We start from the raw sequence: 18,807 nt of genomic DNA, 5'->3' as shown, positions 1-18,807 counted from the left end.
GTTTAACATAATATACATTATGCGTAATGATGATTGGGGGTATCAGGGTCGGCGCTGGTCAGATTTCAAGCTTGAAAATACGCCACAGGGCCAATCCAGTCCCATCGATCATTTCAACCATCTCTCGAGCTTTGCCATGCAGGTTGCCTGGATCAATGCATGGCCATTGGTTTGCTGCATAATCCTCAGCTTTGCACTGCACTGGTCTACGCACAAACCCCAATGGAATGGACACATGATACGAGCATTTGAACATCGCGATATGGAACGGGTTCTGGACATCTGGCTAAGCGCATCCATCAAGGCCCATGACTTTATCGACGCTTCCTACTGGCAATCGCATTTAGAGGCGATGCGTGACGTTTAGATCCCGGTTTCTGAGACCTATGTGATTGAAGACCAATCCCGGGTTCTGGGGTTTTGTTGTCTGCTGGGCAATCAACTGGCAGCGCTGTTTGTCGATCCCGACCAGCAAGGCAAAGGCCTGGGCAAGCAATTGCTCGGGCATGTAAAAAGCCTGCGCGATGAGCTGACACTGGCTGTTTACAAGGAGAATTCGCCCAGTTTCGCCTTTTATCAGCCCCAGGGCTTTGGGGTGGTCAAGGAGCAGATTGACGAGCAAACAGGCCGTAGTGAGTACCTGATGGCGTACAAAGCCTGAACCGAGGACCTTGAAATGGGCTCTGCGGTCTGTTTTCCCGCCGTTTTATTCACTCCGGAGACCGTTTCAAGCCCGGTAAACATGGCTGCCACATAAGAGGCCAGTCCATGTATTTTCCGCCTGCCAAGCCCTGGCACCACTACCCCAAACATAACCAAATAGAATAACTAAACTAAAGAACTATTTAGTATAGTTATAAATAACCCCTGTTTATGCCTCTTTCCCTCACCTCCGTCCAGTTCAAGGCGCCTCCAAAAACCCGGCGCTTGTACTGATTGCACAGGCCAGGAGCAACTATGCTTTGGCTTTGCCACTGCCCGCTGAGCGTGAGGGATGCAAAATGACTCGCCCCACTGAGCCTGATCCGATCTATGCGCTCGATACCCCAGAGCGAACCCGCCCCAGCAATTACCCGCAGCCCTTCGCTTCCCTGATGCTGGGCCGTTCAAAGCGGCCCTTGGGAGATCTGTTCAATCTGAAAAATTTTGGCGTGAATCTCATCCACCTTCCTCCGGGGAGCCATTCGGCGCTTCATCATTCGCACTCGCAGCAGGATGAATTTATCTATGTGCTGGAAGGTCATCCCACCCTGCTTCGAGGGGATGACACGCTGCAACTGGCCCCGGGGATGGCTGATGGTAAATGGCATTTCGCCCATAAAGATGGCACCCCCTACCCGTGAGGGCACTGACAATTTGTCGCAGGGCCGTGTTTTTGTTAAAGTTAGGAAACTAACTGTTTAGTACATAACTATTTCGACCTTTCCTCGCTCTGTTGACTCGCCCTGCATGGGCCACGACGACGTGAAGAAACTCCGAACGCGCCTGCTCCTGCCCTGCAAGTCGCTACAGTTAAACGCTATACCCTCCTCCCAACCGTTCATGCATCAATAGGGTCATGAAAAATGATTAATTCCCAACCTTCGGCAGCTGTAAGCCGTTGGCCCATCTGGGTCGCCGCTCTCGGTGTGCTTGTCTTCGGATTGCTCTATGTAGCCGGCGGCGGTTACCTCGCCACGCTGGGTGGCAGCCTGTACTTCCTGCTCGCAGGCCTGGGGATGGTTGCCTCGTCCATTCTCCTGTTCAAAAAGCGCCTTGCAGGTGCCTGGCTGTTCGCCGCCGTCATGGTTGCCAGTGTGATCTGGGCAGTGGTCGACGCCGGACTGGTGTTCTGGCCGCTGGTTTCACGGCTGTTCGCCCTCGCGGTACTGAGCCTGGTCGTGGCGCTGGTTTACCCGACTCTGCGCAAGGCCAACGGACTCAACGGCAACGCCGGCTACGCGCTCGGCGCAGTGCTGGCTGTGGCCATCGTTGCCGGTGCCTGGGGGATGTTTCAGCCACACGCTTCGGTCGCACCAACCGGCAACGGTCCCGGCCTGACCAAGGTTGATCCGGACAAGGCCCAGAAAGACTGGGCACATTACGGTAACGACGAGGGCGGCAGCCGCTTCGCGGCACTGGACCAGATCAACCGCAGCAACGTGTCCAAACTGGTTCCGGCCTGGACTTACCAGACCGGCGACGTGGCCATCAGCAACGGTAACGGTGCGGAAGATCAAATGACCCCGCTGCAAGTGGGCGACAAGGTTTTCATCTGCACACCGCACAACAACCTCATTGCCCTGGACGCCGACACGGGTAAAGAGCTGTGGAAAAACAACATCAATGCACAGGCAGCCGTCTGGCAGCGTTGCCGTGGCCTGGCCTATTTTGACGCCACTGGCGCCGTCACCCAGCCTACCGATGGCAGCACTCCGGCAGCGGCCGTCAGCGTTGCCCCCGGTGCTGCGTGCCAGCGTCGGCTGTTGACCAATACCATCGATGCACGCCTGATTGCTGTGGACGCGGATACCGGCCAGTTCTGCCCGGACTTCGGCACCAATGGCCAGGTTGATCTCAAAAACGGGCTGGGCAATGTGCCTGACTCCTACTACCAGCTGTCGTCAGCGCCGTTGATGGCTGGCACCACAGTGGTGGTGGGCGGCCGTGTTGCCGATAACGTGCAAACCGACATGCCAGGCGGCGTTATCCGCGGTTTCGACGTGATCACGGGCGCCATGCGCTGGGCTTTTGATCCGGGCAATCCAGAAGACAAACACGCCCCGGCCGACGGCAAGACCTACGTTCGCAGCACGCCTAACAGCTGGGCACCGATGTCCTACGACCCGCTGATGAACACCGTGTTTTTGCCGATGGGCAGTTCGTCCACCGACATCTACGGCGTGGAACGTACCGCTCTGAATCACAAGTACGGCGCATCCGTATTGGCGCTTAACGCGACCACCGGTGAAGAAAAATGGGTATACCAGACCGTCCACAATGACCTGTGGGACTTCGATCTGCCGATGCAGCCAAGCTTGATCGACTTTGCCAAACCAGATGGCAGCAAGGTGCCTGCCCTGGTGATCGGTACCAAGGCCGGTCAGATTTTTGTGCTGGATCGTCACACGGGTCAGCCGCTGACCAAAGTCGAAGAAGTTGCGGTCAAGCCGTCGAACATCCCTGATGAGCCCTACTCGCTGACTCAACCTAAGTCCGTGGGCATGCCGCAGATTGGCGCGCAGACACTGACTGAATCTGACATGTGGGGTGCCACCCCCTTCGACCAGATGCTGTGCCGTATCTCGTTCAAGAAAATGCGTTACGAAGGCCTGTACACCGCGCCAGGCACTGACGTGTCGCTGAGCTTCCCGGGGTCACTGGGTGGCATGAACTGGGGCAGCCTGTCGACTGACCCGGTACACGGCTTTATCTTCGTCAACGATATGCGTCTGGGCTTGTGGGTTCAGATGGTGCCGCAACAAAAAGACGCCAAGGCTTCTTCCGGCGGTGAAGCACTGAACACCGGGATGGGCGCAGTACCGCTCAAGGGCACGCCTTATGCCGTGAACAAGAACCGATTCCTGTCGGTGGCAGGCATTCCGTGCCAGGCACCGCCTTTCGGGACGCTGACGGCCATCGACATGAATACCCAGAAAATCGCCTGGCAAGTGCCAGTCGGCACCGTTCAGGACACCGGCCCGCTGGGGATCAAAATGGGTCTGCAACTGCCAATCGGCATGCCGACGCTGGGCGGTACGCTGTCCACTCAAGGTGGCCTGGTGTTTATCGCAGGGACCCAGGACTACTACTTGCGCGCCTTTAACTCGGCCAACGGTGAAGAAGCCTGGAAAGCCCGCCTGCCAGTCGGCAGCCAGGGCGGCCCAATGACATTTGTATCGCCTAAAACAGGCAAGCAATACATCGTCATCACCGCCGGTGGTGCACGCCAGTCGCCTGATCGTGGCGATTACGTGATCGCTTACGCGCTGCCTGACAGCCAGTAAACACTACCCTTGTGGGAGGCAATACCTCGGTCTGACTGACCGAGGTATTGCCATCGCGGGCAAGCCCGGCTCCCACAGGTTCCATGTTTAAGCCAAAACCTCTGCAGGCTTGCTCAGCAACACCCGCGTCACTCGACGCTCTTCTACCTCGACCACAGTCATGGTCCAGCCTTCCCACTCCAGCTTGTCACCAATCATCGGCAGGCGATCCAGCAAACTCATGACCATCCCGGCTATTGTCTGATAGTCATCCGTAGCCTTGGCCGCAAAGCCGATGTGCTGACGGATCTGGCTCAGGTTCAATGCACCACTGACCAGGTAACCATCCTCGCGGGCAACGATATTGGGCCCTTCGATCTCGCTGGCATCCGGCAGTTCGCCGGCAATGGACTCCAGAATGTCGGTCATGGTCAACAGGCCGATAAAGTCACCGAACTCGTTGATGACGAACGCAATGTGCGTCGACTCTTTGCGCATCTGCTCCAGAGCATTGAGTATCGTGAAACTGTCCAGCAGGTTGATGGCCTTGCGGGCCATGGCTTCCAGATCAGGTTCGTGACCTGCCAACAGCTCTTTGAGCAATTCCTTTTTATGAATAAAGCCCAGCGGCTCGTCAACCCGGCCTTCGCGGATCAGCGGCAGTCGAGAGTACGACGAGTGCATCAGCGTCGTACGAATGGTGTCTGCTGAATCCGCGAGGTCGATATGATCGATCTCGGCCCGAGGCGTCATCACGGTACGAATCGGGCGCTCTGCCAGTTGCAGTACGCCACTGATCATCACGCGTTCGCGCCGGTGGAAAACTTCCTTGTCTTCGCCGCCTTCAAGCATGTCAGCAATGTCTTCGCCCACTTCATCTGCATTCAAGGTACGACCGCCCAGCAAACGCAAGACTGCATGAGCCGTACGCTCGCGCATCGGGCGTAGGCCCTGCACGCTTTTCTTGCGACGCGCACGGGCAATCTGGTTCAGCACTTCGATCAGAATCGAGAAGCCGATGGCGGCATACAGGTAGCCCTTGGGAATGTGGAAGCCCAGGCCTTCGGCGGTCAGGCTGAAGCCGATCATCATCAGGAAGCCCAGACACAGCATGATCACTGTCGGATGACTGTTGACGAATTTGGTCAGGGGTTTGCTGGCAATGATCATCAAGCCGATCGAGAACACCACCGCGATCATCATCACCGACAGGTGTTCAACCATGCCCACAGCAGTCACTACGGCATCCAGGGAGAACACGGCGTCGAGCACCACAATCTGCGCCACGATCGGCCAGAACATGGCGTAGCCCATGTTTGATGTACGTTCGGCCACATGCCCTTCCAGTCGTTCATGCAATTCCATCGTCGCCTTGAACAACAGGAACAGACCACCGAACAGCATGATCAGGTCGCGACCCGAGAACGATTTGTCGAATACTTCAAACAACGGCGCCGTCAGCGTGACGATCCACGAGATGCTGGCCAGCAGGCCCAGGCGCATCACCAGTGCAAGGGTAAGACCGATCACCCGGGCACGGTCGCGCTGCTCCGGCGGCAACTTGTCCGCCAGGATGGCGATAAACACCAGGTTATCAATGCCCAGTACCAGTTCCAGCACAATCAACGTCAACAGGCCGAGCCAGGCCGTGGGATCTGCAATCCATTCCATAGGTATCAGTCAATCTCACGAAGGTTCAGGGTTAACGACGAGCGCGCACGGGCAAGCGTAGCAGCGGATGTGCTATCGCAAAACGGAGGGCTGGAGAAAGGTAAAGCGCGCTCGACAGAGGTGATCAAGCGAAGAAGGGGCGCAGGCTCAGAGCTGCGACTGGGTGGTTCCTGTAGGGCGTTCATACAAACCTGTATTGAATTGGGGAGGCAATCCTACAGCGATTTATAAATATTCCTGCGAGAAGACTTATTACAAAATTTAACAAGTCTCCCCCCTCTTCCATTATCACTCGGCCTGTCGGGCAAACCATTGCAGCACTTCGGAACACGCCGGATGGGAGTTCGCCGATGGCTGCAGGCACAGCGAATAGTTGCCACCGGTCTTTAACGGCTCGCCGAACGGGACAATCAACACCCCGCGCTGAATGGACTCTGCCGCCAGGGTCATGTCGGTCACCGCCACACCCAGGCCCCGCGCTGCGGCATCCAGTGCCAGCTCGTCGAGATTGAACGGGATATGCCTGTAGGCCTGCAGCGATTTGCCTCCGTTCGCTGCCAGCCAGTCAATCCAGGCTTGCTGGTCGGCCGAGCGATGCAACAGCGCAAAGTGCACAAGCTGCTCCATCGACGTCAGCGGGCCCAGACCCGGCGCACACACTGGCACCAGTGCTTCGTCAAAGAGCGCCATACAGGCCGGATCGTTCGAAGGCCGTGCCAGATAAAGGATATAGGCGTCACTGTCACTGGCCGGTTCGACAATTTCGGTCGCGACCGTCTCAATCGACAAGGCGATATCCGGATGCTGCAGGTAAAAGTCGCTCAGTTTTGGCAGTAACCAGCGAACGGCCAGCGAAACATGCATGCGAATTCGAAAGGGCCGTTTTTGCGGCGAAATCCGGTCTTCGAGCACTTTCAATTGCTCAAGAATACTGCGGGCACTGGCCAGTACCTGCTCCCCTTCCCCTGTCATGCGAACGTTGCGGCTGGTTCGGGCAAACAGTGCAACACCGAAATGCGCTTCAAGTTGCTGAATCTTGCGGCTGACAGCACTTTGAGTCAGGCACAGGGTTTGCGCGGCCTGAGTGAAGCTGCCCGAGTCTGCAACCTCGACCAGCGCCTGCAATCCCTGGAGCGAGGGTACGTGACGGATTTTATCCATGCGTTTTCAGAATCAATCAATGAATTAATAACGTTGGATATATCACCTGTCACCGCCTAAATTCAAGCTATAGAGAGCGCTACCCGCTAGCAGTCATGCGATTAGTGCATGCATTAACGCCAGGGTGCGGTCAGAACAACAGTCAAACGAGGTGAACCGTGAAAAATGAATGTGGCTGGATTGCGCTCGCCAGGAGCTCCCCTTGCCGTGATCACCTCAAAGGCTCAGAGAAAGCCGACTGGCTCATTATCGGTGCCGGCATCACCGGCCTGAGTGCGGCCCATTCACTGGCTGAACTGCACCCAGAGGCACGCATCGTGATTGTCGACAGGCAACGGGCGGCCCAGGGCGCTTCGGCGCGTAACTCCGGATATGCCGTGGCCCACGAAAATCCGGGCGACGATGAGCTGATCGGCAAAAGCGGGTTTGCTGGGTTTGCAGTGGACTCATCCATTGGCCAGGCAGCGGGTGAAGAAGTGCGCATGCGCATTGCACGCCACGGCATCGAGTGCGAGTACCGGGACTCGGGCTACTACTTCGCCGTCAATGACCCGCGCAAGCTGAACCATGTCGAAGCCAAACTCAACACCCTGAGCGCTGTGGGCGCGTCTGCGCAGTTTCTGGAAGGCGCGCAACTGGCACAAAAACTCGGCACCCGGCATTACCAGGCCGCGATCTGGTGCGGCAATGGCAATGCCTTGCTGCAGCCCGCCAAGTACGTGAAAGGCCTGCTGGATTCATTGCCGGCCAATGTCACCCTGTTTGAAAACACCGAGATCACCGGTCTTGAGCGCCTCAGTGGCGGTCGGATTCGAGCCGCAGGCACCCAGGGCAGCATCGAGACTACCCAGGTGCTGGTGTGCCTGAATGCATTTATCCCCCGAGCCGGAATCGACAACAGCGCGACCTTCCCGATGGAACTGAGCGCCAGCCTGACCCGCCCGCTGACGGACACGGAATACCAGGCGATCGGCAGTGTTGAGCCTTGGGGTGTGCTCTCGACCCGTCCGTTGGGCGCCACGGTACGACTGACCCCGGATCGCCGGGTGATGATCCGCAACACGGCGGAATACCGGACCCGGGATTTATCCGACAGTGATCTGATTCAGCGTCGCAAGCACCACGTACTGGGCCTGCAGCGTCGCTTCCCCGGACTCGGGGAGCAAGACATTCATTACACCTGGACCGGCCACCTGAGCGCTACGCGCAGCGGCCAGCCTTACTTTGCCAAGGTCGAAGAAGGGGTTTATGCCGTGGCCGGATGCAATGGCTCCGGCGTTGCCCGCGGCACTCTGTGGGGGCGTCTGCTCGCCGAAATGGCATCTGGCGCCAGCTCTGCGCTGCTGCAGTCGGTCATGGACAGAGCCCAGCCAGGCTGGCTTCCACCCCGCCCGTTCTTCGATATCGGTGCAGTGCTGCGAATGCGCATGGAAGCGGTCAGGGCCAAAACAGAAATCTGAAACTTTCACACCACAAAAGAATAAGAGCTCCTTGAAAAGGTGATTGAACATGCACATCAACTCGGTTTCCCTTGCGGTCATGCTTGCAGCGTTTTCCACAGCCAGCCTGGCGGACGAGAGCGTCAATATTTCCAACTGGAACGGCTATATCGCCGACGACACCCTGACCACCTTCACCAAGGAAACAGGGATCAAGGCAACGTACGACATTCACGACAGCAACGAAGTCCTGGAATCCAAGTTGATGACCGGCAATACCGGTTATGACGTAGTCAGCCCTTCGAACCATTTCCTGTCTCGCCTGATCAAGGCCGGTGCCATCCAGAAACTGGACCGCAGCCAGTTGCCCAACTGGAAAAACCTTGATCCGGTCTTGATGAAAAAGCTTGAAGTCAACGACCCCGGCAACCAGTACGGCTACCCCTACATGTGGGGAACGGCGGGGATTGGCTACAACGTCGAGAAGATCAAGGCCATTTTCGGCACGACCGATGTCACCCAGTCCTGGAGCCTGTTTTTTGATGAAAACAACATCAAAAAACTCAGCCAGTGCGGGGTCGCGATCATCGACAACCCGACGCAAGTGCTGCCCATCACCCTCAACTACCTGGGCCTGCCACACCACAGCCACGAGCCGGACGATTACAAGAAAGCCGAGCAGGCGCTGTTGAAAATCCGGCCCTATGTTCAGTACTTCCACGCGTCCAAATACATCAGCGATCTGGCAAACGGCAATATCTGTGCGGTGATCGGCTTCAACGGTGACGTGGTGCAGGCAGCGGCCAGCGCCAAGGAAGCCAGGAACGGAATCAATATTGCGTACTCGATTCCAAAGGAAGGCTCCACATTGTGGCTCGACATGGTGGTCATGCCCAAAAGCGCGCCCCATGAGAAGAATGCCTACACCTACATGAACTACCTGCTGGCCCCGCAAGTGATTGCCAATATCAGCAACCAGATCCACTACGCCAACCCTAATCAGGCGGCGGATGCGTACTTGTCCCCAGACGTGAAACAGGACCCGGCGATCTACCCGTCCAAGGAAGTGATCGACACCCTGTTCACCGTAGAAGACCTGCCAGCCAAGGTTGCCCGCTTGACCACCCGCCTGTGGACCAAGCTTAAAACCAACACTTGACGAACCTGTGGGAGCGGGCTTGCTCGCGATGCATCAAATCCCAGCACCCGCATGCCGCAAGGCTTGTGCTACAACAAAAACCGGTCTGTCACATTGCGCCGCTCATTGTCATCTCGCACGTCATAGCTGACGGTGGTGGCAATGTTGGCGTGGTGGGCCAGTTTTTGCGCAATGGATACGTCGTACTCTTCAATCACGCGGGTAATGAACGAACGGCGAAAGTCGTGGGGCATGATGTCTACCCCCACCTGCTTGCCCCGCTGCTTGGCAATGTAGTAAATCGCATGCTTGGTAATGCGCTCGCGGGTGATGTGATTGCCGCGGCGGATGCGATTGAACAGAAACGTGTCATCGCTCACGCCATCCGGCAGTTGGGCCCGACGAAACGCCAGCCACGCCTCAAGCTTTTCAAAGGCCCAGACCGGAGCGAACTTGATCAGTTCCTTGTTGCCTTTGCCCAATACCTGCAAGCTGCGCTGCTCCACATCGACCTGACAAAGGTCCATGTTCACCGACTCCGACTTGCGCATCCCCGAGCCGTACAGAATCGCAATGATCGCAGCATCCCTGAGCCCTTGCGGACGCGGATCTGCCGCACAGACATCCATCAGTTCGCGGATCAGGTTGCGTCGCAGGTTGCGCCCCTTGACCAGGCGCGAGCCGCCGCCCGCCTTCACTGCGCGAATCTTCAACAAATGATCCTGGGTAATCAGGCTCTGCTGCCAGGCCTGATTCATGACGCCGCGAATGGCATTGACGTACAGCGATGAGGTATTGGGCGCGTAGCCGTCCTCGCGCAATGCAGCCACCAGTGCGGTGATATGCCCGGGTTGCAAGTGATGCCAGGGGAATTCGTCAATCGCCACGTCTTCAGCGCCCAGCCGATCTGCCGCCTCCTGCAAGACATAGCGCATGGTTTGCCGGCTGGAGGGAGCAAGACGCTGAAGATAAAGCGCCACAGGTGTTTGAACCTGATTTAACTCAATGGCTGATACCAGGGTTACTGCAGGGTCAATAGTCGACACAACCAATCTCGATACGGGTTGAAACACGTCTCAATATAACCCATAGCCATGATAATTCAGCGCACTTATAGCGTTTTGATCAGTTGTCAAATCCCCGCGCCAGCATCAGGGCCACACCCAAGAGCATCACTGCCGTAGCCCTTTGCAACAACACCTGCCGCGACGGGCTTTGCAGCACACGACGAATCCGCTGACCGAAGTAGCAATACAAGCAGCCGCTGGCGAACTGCAACAGTAAAAACGCCAGCCCCAGCACGATCAGGTCCTGGGCCCGAGTGGCACTGCCCTGCCCGGCAAACTGCGGGAACACTGCGCTGAACATGACGATGGTTTTCGGGTTCGAGAAACCGGTGAGCAAGCCCTTGCCAAATCGGCCCTTGAAGCCGCTGTCCAGGGTTGCCGTGCGATCCAGCGCCAGCCCGTTGCTGTTCCATTGCCGCCAGGCCAGATACAGCAAGTACGCCACTCCGATGTATTGAAGTGCACGGCTGATCAGTGGATTGCCTTTGATCAATTCGGCAAACCCGACGGCAAAAATCAGGATCGACACCAGATACGCCGCACTGGCGCCCAGCTGCACCGGCATTGATCGCTTCAAGCCTTCCTGCATGCCGAAACCCATCAGCAACAGGGTCATGGGGCCAGGACTAAAGGTCATGGTGGCGCAGAACACCAGAAAATAAGAAAAGGAAACCAGTGTGAGTTGTGTGGCCATTTCGATCGTTACATCCCGCAATCAACGCTCGAACCTGTGCGAGCGACACCGCAGTCTAGGCAGGACGTAGCCGAATGGGCAGATCAACCACCGGCAAACTTTACCGACCTTTACTGGTAACATCACCGGCAAAGTATGAGGTCCTGCATGCACTTACCCAGCGTTTCGTTCCAGCCCGGCATTCCCAAGGTCCAGCAGATTGTTGATGCGCTGGGCCAGGCCATCGATCAGGGTCAGTTCAGCCCCGGCAGTAAACTGCCTTCAGCGCGGCTGATGACCCAACACTGGGGTGTCAGCAAGTTCACCCTGATTGAGGCGCTGGATCGCTTGCGTGGCCAAGGCCGGATTACCTCCAGTCAGGGGCTGGGCTATTTCGTGGCGTCGAAAGCACCTGTGGCCAGACGCGCCATTGGCCTTGACCTGTTGCCACAGGATTTGAGCAGCGTCCTGCGCCGCTCCCTGACCGGCGCCAGCGGTGCCCTGCGCCCGGGAAGCGGGCATCTGCCTGAAAGCTGGCTGGAGTCCAGTGCCCTGCGCGCCAGCGTGCGCCAGCTCAGCCGCTCGCCAACCTTGCGCCTGACCGGCTATGGCGATCCGGCGGGGTATCTGCCATTGCGCCAGGCTTTGCAGCAGAAGCTGTTGGGCCAAGGCCTGGATGTGGGTATCGAACAGATCATCACGACCGCCAATACCGTGCTGGCACTGGACATGCTGCTGCGCCTGCGCGTGCGGCCCGGCGATACGGTGCTGCTGGACATGCCCTGCTATTTCAATTTTCACGCCAATCTGGCCTTGCACGGCGTGCGCGTAGTGACGCTGGAACGCACCGTCCAAGGGCTTGACCTGCAAGCCCTGGAAAATCTGTTCATCCAGCACCGCCCCACGCTTTACCTGACCACGGGGCTGCTGCACAACCCGACCGGCCACTCCTTTACGCCGAGCCAGGCTTACGGCCTGCTGGAACTTGCCAAGCGCCATGACTGCTCAATTATCGAAGACGACCTCTATGGCGACTTGCACCCCGAACCGCCTCCGCGGCTGGTGGCTCTGGCAGGCGTAGAGCAAGTGACCTACCTGAGCGGCTTTTCGAAAACCCTCAGTGCCAACTTGCGGGTGAGCTTTGTGGTGGCCACCCCCCAAATGGCCGCCGAGTTGACCCACATGAAGCTGATGTGCGGCGGGATCACTTCGGAAATGCTCGAACAGGTGGTGTGCTCGATGCTCAATGACGGCACTTATCACAAGCACCGCAAGCGCGTGGTGCAAGGCCTGCTGGTCAGCGGTGCACGCGTGGCTGCATGGCTGCGGGGGCTGGGCTTCACATTGAGCGTGCCCTATGCGGGCGGCATGTTTATCTGGGTCACGCTGCCTGCCGGGCTGGATGCAGAAACACTGGCGCAGCAGGCGCTTGCCCGTGACCTGGTGCTCGCCCCCGGCATACTGTTCGGTTTCGACCCCCGGTTGCGCCGCTGCATGCGCTTCAACGTCGCCCATACCGATACGCCCGCTGTCATGGCCGCCTTTGAGGCTTTACTGGCTAGCGCAACCTGAGCGGATCGACCAAACCGGCTGCGATGGCCATGCCCACCAGATCCGGCAAATGTCGGGCCTGCATACGCTTCATCACCCGGGAGCGATACAGGTCGATGGTCTTGACGCTTACCGCCAGTTGCTCGGCAATTTCACGGGTGGTGTAGCCCTTGACCAAGGGCAGGAGCACATCCCGCTCACGGGGCGTCAGGCTGTCCAGTCGCGCCTCCAGCTGCGTCTGCTCCAGGGTTGCCGTTTGTCGTGCGTTGCCGCCGCTGAGGGCCTGCTGCACGCTATCGAGCAGCAACTGCTGGTTATAGGGCTTTTCGATGAAATCATGGGCGCCCGCCTTGAAAGCACGTACCACGATCGGCACATCGGCGTGGCCACTGACAAAAATCACCGGCATCTTGATCCCGCGCTCCTGAAGCGCTTGTTGCACGTTAAGGCCACCCATTGCCGGCATGCGGACATCCAGCACCACACAGGCGCTGAGCGATGGATCGCACGCGTGCAGAAACGCTTGCCCACTGGTGAACGCCAGCGCATTCAGTCCCACGGACTCCAGTAGCCAGACGGTCGAGTCAAGCATGCCCTGATCGTCATCCACCACGTACACCACAGACCGGGTTTGGGTTGTCATGTTGCCTCTCTTGTCGGTTTGAGTGATGCCATCAACGGCAAGCTGCAGCACATCAATAAGCCGTCGGGTTGTGGCCGGGCGTCGAGTTCACCGCCGAAGCCTTCAATGATGCTGCGACTCATCGACAGCCCCAGCCCCAGCCCATCCACCTTGCTGGTGTAAAACGGCGTAAACAGTTGCTCAAGCTGCCCGGCACTGACACCCGGCCCCTGATCCTGCACGCTGATCTGCAGTACCCCGCCCGCGACGGTCTGCGCCTGCAGGGTAATGCGCGAAGCCTGGCCGGGATGCTGCTCGCTGTTGGCGTCTATGGCATTGCGCAACAGGTTGAGCAGCACTTGCTCCAGAAGCACACGATCGACGTATACCCGCCCGAGGTTGTCCGGTAATTGCTGCTCGATGTCCACATTGCGTTCCCGGGCCTCCCAGGCACATAGACTCACGGCCTGACGCGCCACCTCGCTGACATCCAGCGCTTGCAGGTTACGTCGCCCCTTGCGCAGAAAACTGCGCAGACGCTTGATCACTTCAGAGGCATGGTTGGCATGCAGATTGATCCGCTCCAGCCCCTGGGCCACACGCGCTACAGCCTCAGGATTGCTGCCCAGGGTCTGCAGGTAACGCTGGCTGGCGTTGGCGTAATTGACCACGGCCGCCAGGGGTTGGTTGATTTCATGGGCGATGCCTGACGCCAGCTCACCGAGGGTGATCAACCGTGTCGTGTGGGCCATCTCGTCCTGATGGTGACGCTGCTGGGCTTCGCGCAACTCACGCTCGCGCATATCCCGGGCAACCAGAGAGAAAAACCGTTCGCCTGCGGTCGATCGATGGGCCAGCAGCAATAGCGACACAGGCACCGAAGGCTCGCCATTCAAAGGCTGCAGACGGGTTTCAGTACTCCATAGACCCTGCTGCTCGGCACTGCTCCAGCCACTGGACTCCAGCATCGCCAGGGTGTGAGCCGTCAGAAACGCGGCCAATGAAGGCATGCCCTGTGCGGGCAACAGGCCGAGGATGCGCCGGGCCGCCGGATTGAGATAAGACACTCCGCCCGCGGGGTCGATAAACAGCACAGGGGCAGGGTTGGCCTCCACCACATCGGCCAGCCGCCGCTTGTTCTCTTCAGCCTGGATACGGGCAGTGATATCCCGCGACACACTGACCACCTCAACCACCGCCCCGGTATACGTTTCACGGATTGCCCGGCTTGCGGTTTCAAACCACAGGTAATGCCCCCCGTGATGGCGAATGCGATAAGTCATGGTGTGATAGCCATCGAGTTGCAGGGCATCCCGGGCCTGGCGCAGCGCCAGCTTGAGATCGTGAGCATGGAACAGGCGCTGGGCCCGGGTGCCGCGCAGTGTCTCGGGCCAGTAGCCGAGCAGGGTCCAGGACGCCGGGGAGGCATCCAGGAAGCGCCCGTCCGGGGTGTGACGCGAGATCAGATCAGTGGTGTTTTCGGTAATCAGCCGGTAAAGGCGCCTGGCCTTGGCCGCTTCACGCCCCGCCAGCAATTCTGTACTCGCCTCGCGACCTCGGGCCACGACACACTGGCTATCGGGATCGGGAATCAGTGTCCAGAGCCATACCTGTTGATCCCATTGTGCTTCTACCTGCTCTATGGCCCTGTCCTGTTGCAGGCAGGCCCGAACCAGTTCGGGCAGATTGCCAGGCAACAGGTTACTCACGCTGCTCAGCAACGCGCCCTTCAGCAGGCCGGTCAATGCCCGGTTCGCCGTCAGCGGCAAGCCGTCTGCGTCAAGCACTACAGTGGGTTGGGGGTCATGGGGCAGCAGGGTTGGCGGCATTCGGCATCCTGACGGTTGGGCAGCGGTTAGCCATATAGTACAACTACTATAGTGCTTAGGTATTACTTCCATATCAAACCCAGAGTGGGCTATAAGTCAGACCGGACATAAAACTGACCCGCTCGCCATTGGCAGAGCAGGCAGCCATAGAGCTAACAATCAGCCACCGGAATGACCCTCATGTCGATTTTTGAGCACGGCCTTGAGCCGACTGCCGTAAACCATATTGCCCTTACCCCCCTGAGCTTCATCGAACGCACCGCCAACGTCTACCCCGACTACCCTGCCGTCATTCACGGCTCCATTCGCCGCACCTGGGCGCAGACGTACAGCCGGTGTCGCCGACTGGCCTGCGCACTTGCCGGGCGCGGGATTGGCCAGGGCGATACGGTGGCGGTGATGTTGCCCAACATTCCGGCCATGCTCGAGGCGCATTTTGCGGTGCCCATGATCGGCGCAGTGCTCAACGCCCTGAACGTACGCCTGGACGCTGAAGCCATTGCCTTCATGCTGGCCCACGGCGAAGCCAAGGTGTTGATTGCCGACCGCGAGTTCCATGACGTGGTCCATGCCGCTGTCGCCATGCTCGACCATCCGCCGCTGATCATCGATGTCGATGACCCTGAATATGGCGAAGGCCAGCCTGTCAGCACACTGGACTATGAAGCACTGCTGGCTGAAGGCGACCCCGAGTATGACTGGCAGTGGCCCGCAGACGAGTGGCAGGCCATTGCGCTCAACTATACGTCGGGCACCACCGGCAACCCGAAGGGCGTGGTGTATCACCATCGCGGGGCCTACCTCAACTCCCTGGGCAACCAGATGGTCTGGGCCATCGGCAACCATCCCGTGTACCTGTGGACCCTGCCGATGTTCCACTGCAACGGCTGGTGCTACCCGTGGATCATTACGGCATTGGCGGGTGTGCATGTGTTTCTGCGCCGGGTTGATCCGCAAAAAATCCTCACTCTGATTCGCGAGCATCAGGTCACTCACTTGTGCGGTGCGCCGATTGTGCTCAATGCACTGGTCAATATGCCCGAGTCAGCCAAGGCCGCCATCGACCACCCGGTACATGCAATGGTTGCAGGGGCGGCGCCACCGGCCAAAGTCATTGGCGCCGTGGAAGAAATGGGCATCAAGGTGACCCATGTTTACGGCCTGACCGAAGTGTATGGCCCCGTCACCATTTGTGCCTGGCATGACAAGTGGGACGAGCAGCCATTGGCCGAACGAGCACAGATAAAGTCCCGTCAGGGCGTGCGCTACCCCACGCTGGAAGGGCTGATGGTGGCCGACCCCAAGACCCTGATCCCCACGCCCCGTGACGGCGAAACCATGGGCGAGATCTTCATGCGCGGCAACACGGTGATGAAGGGATACCTGAAGAACCCCAGTGCCACGGCCGAAGCCTTCGAGGGTGGCTGGTTCCATACCGGCGACCTGGCGGTGTGTCATGCGGACGGTTATGTCGAAATTCGTGACCGCCTCAAGGACATCATCATTTCCGGTGGCGAGAACATCTCAACCATCGAGGTCGAAGGCGTGCTGTATCGCCATCCCGCCGTGATGGAGGCCGCCGTGGTTGCACGCCCGGATGAAAAATGGGGCGAGACCCCCTGCGCCTTTATCACCCTGAAGGCTGATTACCAGCAGGTACGCGAGATAGAAATCATCGCCTTTTGCCGCGATCACCTGGCCGGTTTCAAGGTGCCACGTACGGTGGTGTTTACCCTGTTGCCCAAGACCTCTACGGGGAAAATCCAGAAATACGTACTGCGCGACATGGCCAAAGCGCTGTAATCGCGCCACCTGAATCAACGGTGGGAGCGGGCTTGATCGCTCCCGCAGGGAATCTTTTGCCAGAATAAGAGACTTCACATGCCTGATTTCAATGCCCCGCTTCGCGACATGCGCTTTGTCCTGCACGAACTGTTCGAGGCCCCTGCGCTTTGGGCCCGACTGCCCGCACTGGCCGACCATGTGGATGCCGATACAAGCGATGCGATTCTCGAAGAAGCCGCCAAAGTCACCGGCCAGTTGATTGCTCCACTCAACCGCAGTGGCGATGAGCAAGGTGCCCAGTGGCACGCAGGCCAGGTGACGACCCCCAAGGGCTTCATGTCGGCCTATGACACCTACATCGAAGGCGGCTGGGTCGGCTTGTCGGGCAACCCTGAATTCGGCGGGCTTGGCATGCCGAAGATGCTGGCCGTGCAATTTGAAGAAATGCTCTACGGCGCCAACGCAAGCTTTGCCCTGTACTCGGCATTGACCAGCGGCGCCTGCCTGGCCATTGATGCCCACGCCAGTGAATCCCTCAAACGCATCTTCCTGCCCCCGATGTATGAAGGTCGCTGGGCCGGTTCAATGTGTTTGACCGAGGCCCATTCCGGTACCGACCTCGGCATTATCCGTACCCGTGCCGAACCACTGCCGGACGGCAGTTTCAGTATCAGCGGCAGCAAGATATTCATCACCGGCGGCGACCAGGACCTGACCGAAAACATCATTCACCTCGTGCTGGCCAAACTACCGGACGCGCCAGCCGGTCCACGGGGCATTTCGCTGTTCCTGGTGCCCAAGGTACTGATCAATGACGATGGCTCCCTGGGTCAAGGCAATGCCGTGAGCTGTGGCTCCATCGAACACAAAATGGGGATCAAGGCATCCGCCACCTGCGTGATCAATTTTGACGGTGCACAGGGCTGGTTGATTGGCGACGCCAACAAAGGTCTGGCAGCCATGTTCACCATGATGAATTACGAACGGCTGTCGATCGGCATTCAAGGCATTGGTTGCGCCGAAGCCTCCTATCAGAATGCCCGTGCCTATGCCTGCGAGCGCCTGCAAGGCCGAGCGCCGACCGGAGCCGTGGCACCTGAAAAAATCGCCGACCCGATCATTGTTCATCCGGATGTGCGACGCATGCTGCTGAGCATGAAGGCCATGACCGAAGGCGGTCGGGCTTTCGCCAGCTACGTGGGTCAACAACTGGACCTCGCCAAGTTCTCACCTGAGCTCCGGGAACAACAGGACGCCAGCACGCTGGTGGCCTTGCTCACGCCGGTGGCCAAAGCCTTTTTCACCGATACCGGGTTCGACAGTTGCGTGCTGGGGCAGCAAGTGTTTGGTGGCCACGGCTACATCCGTGAATGGGGTCAGGAGCAGTTGGTCCGTGATGTGCGCATCGCCCAGATTTATGAAGGCACCAACGGGATCCAGGCCCTGGATTTACTGGGCCGTAAAGTGATCGCCAACGGCGGTGCAAGCCTGCGCATGTTTACCGCGCAGATCCGCGACTTTGCCCAAAGCCCCGGCAAACCTTACGCCAGCGAGTTGCTCGACGCGGTACAGCGTCTTGAAAACGTCAGTGACTGGTTGCAGGCTCGGGTCAAGGTCAACCCCAACGAAACCGGCGCCGCCTGCGTCGAGTACCTCAACCTGTTCGGGTATGTGGCATACGCCTGGCTCTGGGCGCGCATGGCCGATGTGGCGCAGCGTTCGATGGATGCCGATCCGGCGTTCTATAGCGCCAAGCTGGCCACTGCGCAGTTCTACTTCAGCCGCCTGCTGCCGCGCACGTTGAGCCTTGAGCACACCATCCGGGCAGGCAGCGAATCCTTGTATGAGCTGGATGCCGCTCACTTTTAAACCCGTAAAATAAAACGGCGGCCTCTAAGGGCCGCCG

At 58.6% G+C, this 18,807-nt stretch carries 13 protein-coding genes and 1 pseudogene; 8 read left to right on the top strand and 6 right to left on the bottom strand.

Translation table 11 applies throughout. The features are described 5' to 3' along the window. Positions 1-235 precede the first annotated feature (235 nt). The 3 genes and pseudogenes from KO536_RS10620 to KO536_RS10610 all read left to right on the top strand — a co-directional run bounded on the left by KO536_RS10620 (position 236) and on the right by KO536_RS10610 (position 3,986). Positions 236-661: pseudogene (locus KO536_RS10620) on the top strand (N-acetyltransferase). Positions 662-1,001: 340 nt separating this feature from the next. Beyond that, on the top strand, positions 1,002-1,343 hold the full coding sequence (locus tag KO536_RS10615; protein ID WP_219261884.1) for a cupin domain-containing protein: 342 nt from the start codon (positions 1,002-1,004) through the stop codon (positions 1,341-1,343). A gap of 222 nt (positions 1,344-1,565) precedes the next feature. Next, positions 1,566-3,986, top strand: coding sequence for a glucose/quinate/shikimate family membrane-bound PQQ-dependent dehydrogenase (locus tag KO536_RS10610; protein WP_219261883.1), 2,421 nt, complete (start codon positions 1,566-1,568; stop codon positions 3,984-3,986). Positions 3,987-4,073: 87 nt separating this feature from the next. On the opposite strand, the gene KO536_RS10605 is transcribed toward KO536_RS10610, so the two are convergent. Both KO536_RS10605 and KO536_RS10600 read right to left on the bottom strand, forming a co-directional pair. Beyond that, the gene (locus KO536_RS10605; protein ID WP_133078094.1) at positions 4,074-5,636 is read right to left on the bottom strand and encodes a TerC family protein; all 1,563 of its coding nucleotides are present in this window, start codon (positions 5,634-5,636) and stop codon (positions 4,074-4,076) included. A gap of 288 nt (positions 5,637-5,924) precedes the next feature. Then, complete coding sequence (locus tag KO536_RS10600) at positions 5,925-6,797, bottom strand: LysR substrate-binding domain-containing protein (protein ID WP_133078093.1); 873 nt, start codon at positions 6,795-6,797, stop codon at positions 5,925-5,927. A 158-nt stretch (positions 6,798-6,955) separates the two neighbouring features. Here KO536_RS10600 and KO536_RS10595 point away from each other — a divergent pair, with 158 nt between their 5' ends. Both KO536_RS10595 and KO536_RS10590 read left to right on the top strand, forming a co-directional pair. After that, positions 6,956-8,257 (top strand): FAD-binding oxidoreductase, encoded by a 1,302-nt coding sequence (locus tag KO536_RS10595; RefSeq protein WP_219261882.1) that lies wholly within the window; start codon positions 6,956-6,958, stop codon positions 8,255-8,257. A 49-nt stretch (positions 8,258-8,306) separates the two neighbouring features. Beyond that, positions 8,307-9,395, top strand: coding sequence for a polyamine ABC transporter substrate-binding protein (locus KO536_RS10590; RefSeq protein WP_133078091.1), 1,089 nt, complete (start codon positions 8,307-8,309; stop codon positions 9,393-9,395). A 68-nt stretch (positions 9,396-9,463) separates the two neighbouring features. Here KO536_RS10590 and xerC read toward each other — a convergent pair whose 3' ends face one another. Further along, complete coding sequence (gene xerC, locus KO536_RS10585) at positions 9,464-10,411, bottom strand: tyrosine-type recombinase/integrase (protein ID WP_326427712.1); 948 nt, start codon at positions 10,409-10,411, stop codon at positions 9,464-9,466. An 88-nt stretch (positions 10,412-10,499) separates the two neighbouring features. Then, positions 10,500-11,135 carry a LysE family translocator gene (locus KO536_RS10580; RefSeq protein WP_219261881.1) on the bottom strand — a complete coding sequence of 212 codons (636 nt, stop codon included), beginning with the start codon at positions 11,133-11,135 and terminating at the stop codon, positions 10,500-10,502. Between the two features lie 147 nt (positions 11,136-11,282). On the opposite strand from KO536_RS10580, the gene KO536_RS10575 reads away from it, so the two are divergent. Further along, positions 11,283-12,686 carry a PLP-dependent aminotransferase family protein gene (locus tag KO536_RS10575; RefSeq protein WP_219261880.1) on the top strand — a complete coding sequence of 468 codons (1,404 nt, stop codon included), beginning with the start codon at positions 11,283-11,285 and terminating at the stop codon, positions 12,684-12,686. On the opposite strand, the gene KO536_RS10570 is transcribed toward KO536_RS10575, so the two are convergent. Together KO536_RS10570 and KO536_RS10565 are read right to left on the bottom strand one after the other, a co-directional pair. Then, positions 12,673-13,308 (bottom strand): response regulator transcription factor, encoded by a 636-nt coding sequence (locus KO536_RS10570; RefSeq protein ID WP_219261879.1) that lies wholly within the window; start codon positions 13,306-13,308, stop codon positions 12,673-12,675. The genes KO536_RS10575 and KO536_RS10570 overlap by 14 nt on opposite strands. After that, a complete protein-coding gene (locus KO536_RS10565) occupies positions 13,305-15,116 on the bottom strand; it encodes a PAS domain S-box protein (RefSeq protein WP_219261878.1) in 1,812 nt (603 codons plus the stop codon). Before KO536_RS10565 ends, KO536_RS10570 begins: the two co-directional genes overlap by 4 nt. A gap of 180 nt (positions 15,117-15,296) precedes the next feature. On the opposite strand from KO536_RS10565, the gene KO536_RS10560 reads away from it, so the two are divergent. After that, entirely contained in the window at positions 15,297-16,919 is a 1,623-nt protein-coding gene (locus KO536_RS10560) for an acyl-CoA synthetase (protein ID WP_133078086.1), read from the top strand. Between the two features lie 78 nt (positions 16,920-16,997). Continuing rightward, positions 16,998-18,770 carry an acyl-CoA dehydrogenase C-terminal domain-containing protein gene (locus KO536_RS10555; RefSeq protein ID WP_219261877.1) on the top strand — a complete coding sequence of 591 codons (1,773 nt, stop codon included), beginning with the start codon at positions 16,998-17,000 and terminating at the stop codon, positions 18,768-18,770. Positions 18,771-18,807 lie beyond the last annotated feature (37 nt).

Source organism: Pseudomonas sp. NKUCC02_KPG (assembly GCF_019345465.1).
GTDB lineage: Bacteria > Pseudomonadota > Gammaproteobacteria > Pseudomonadales > Pseudomonadaceae > Aquipseudomonas.
The sequence above is the reverse complement of the archived record's forward strand: the minus strand, read 5'-3'. Positions and strand labels throughout refer to the sequence as shown.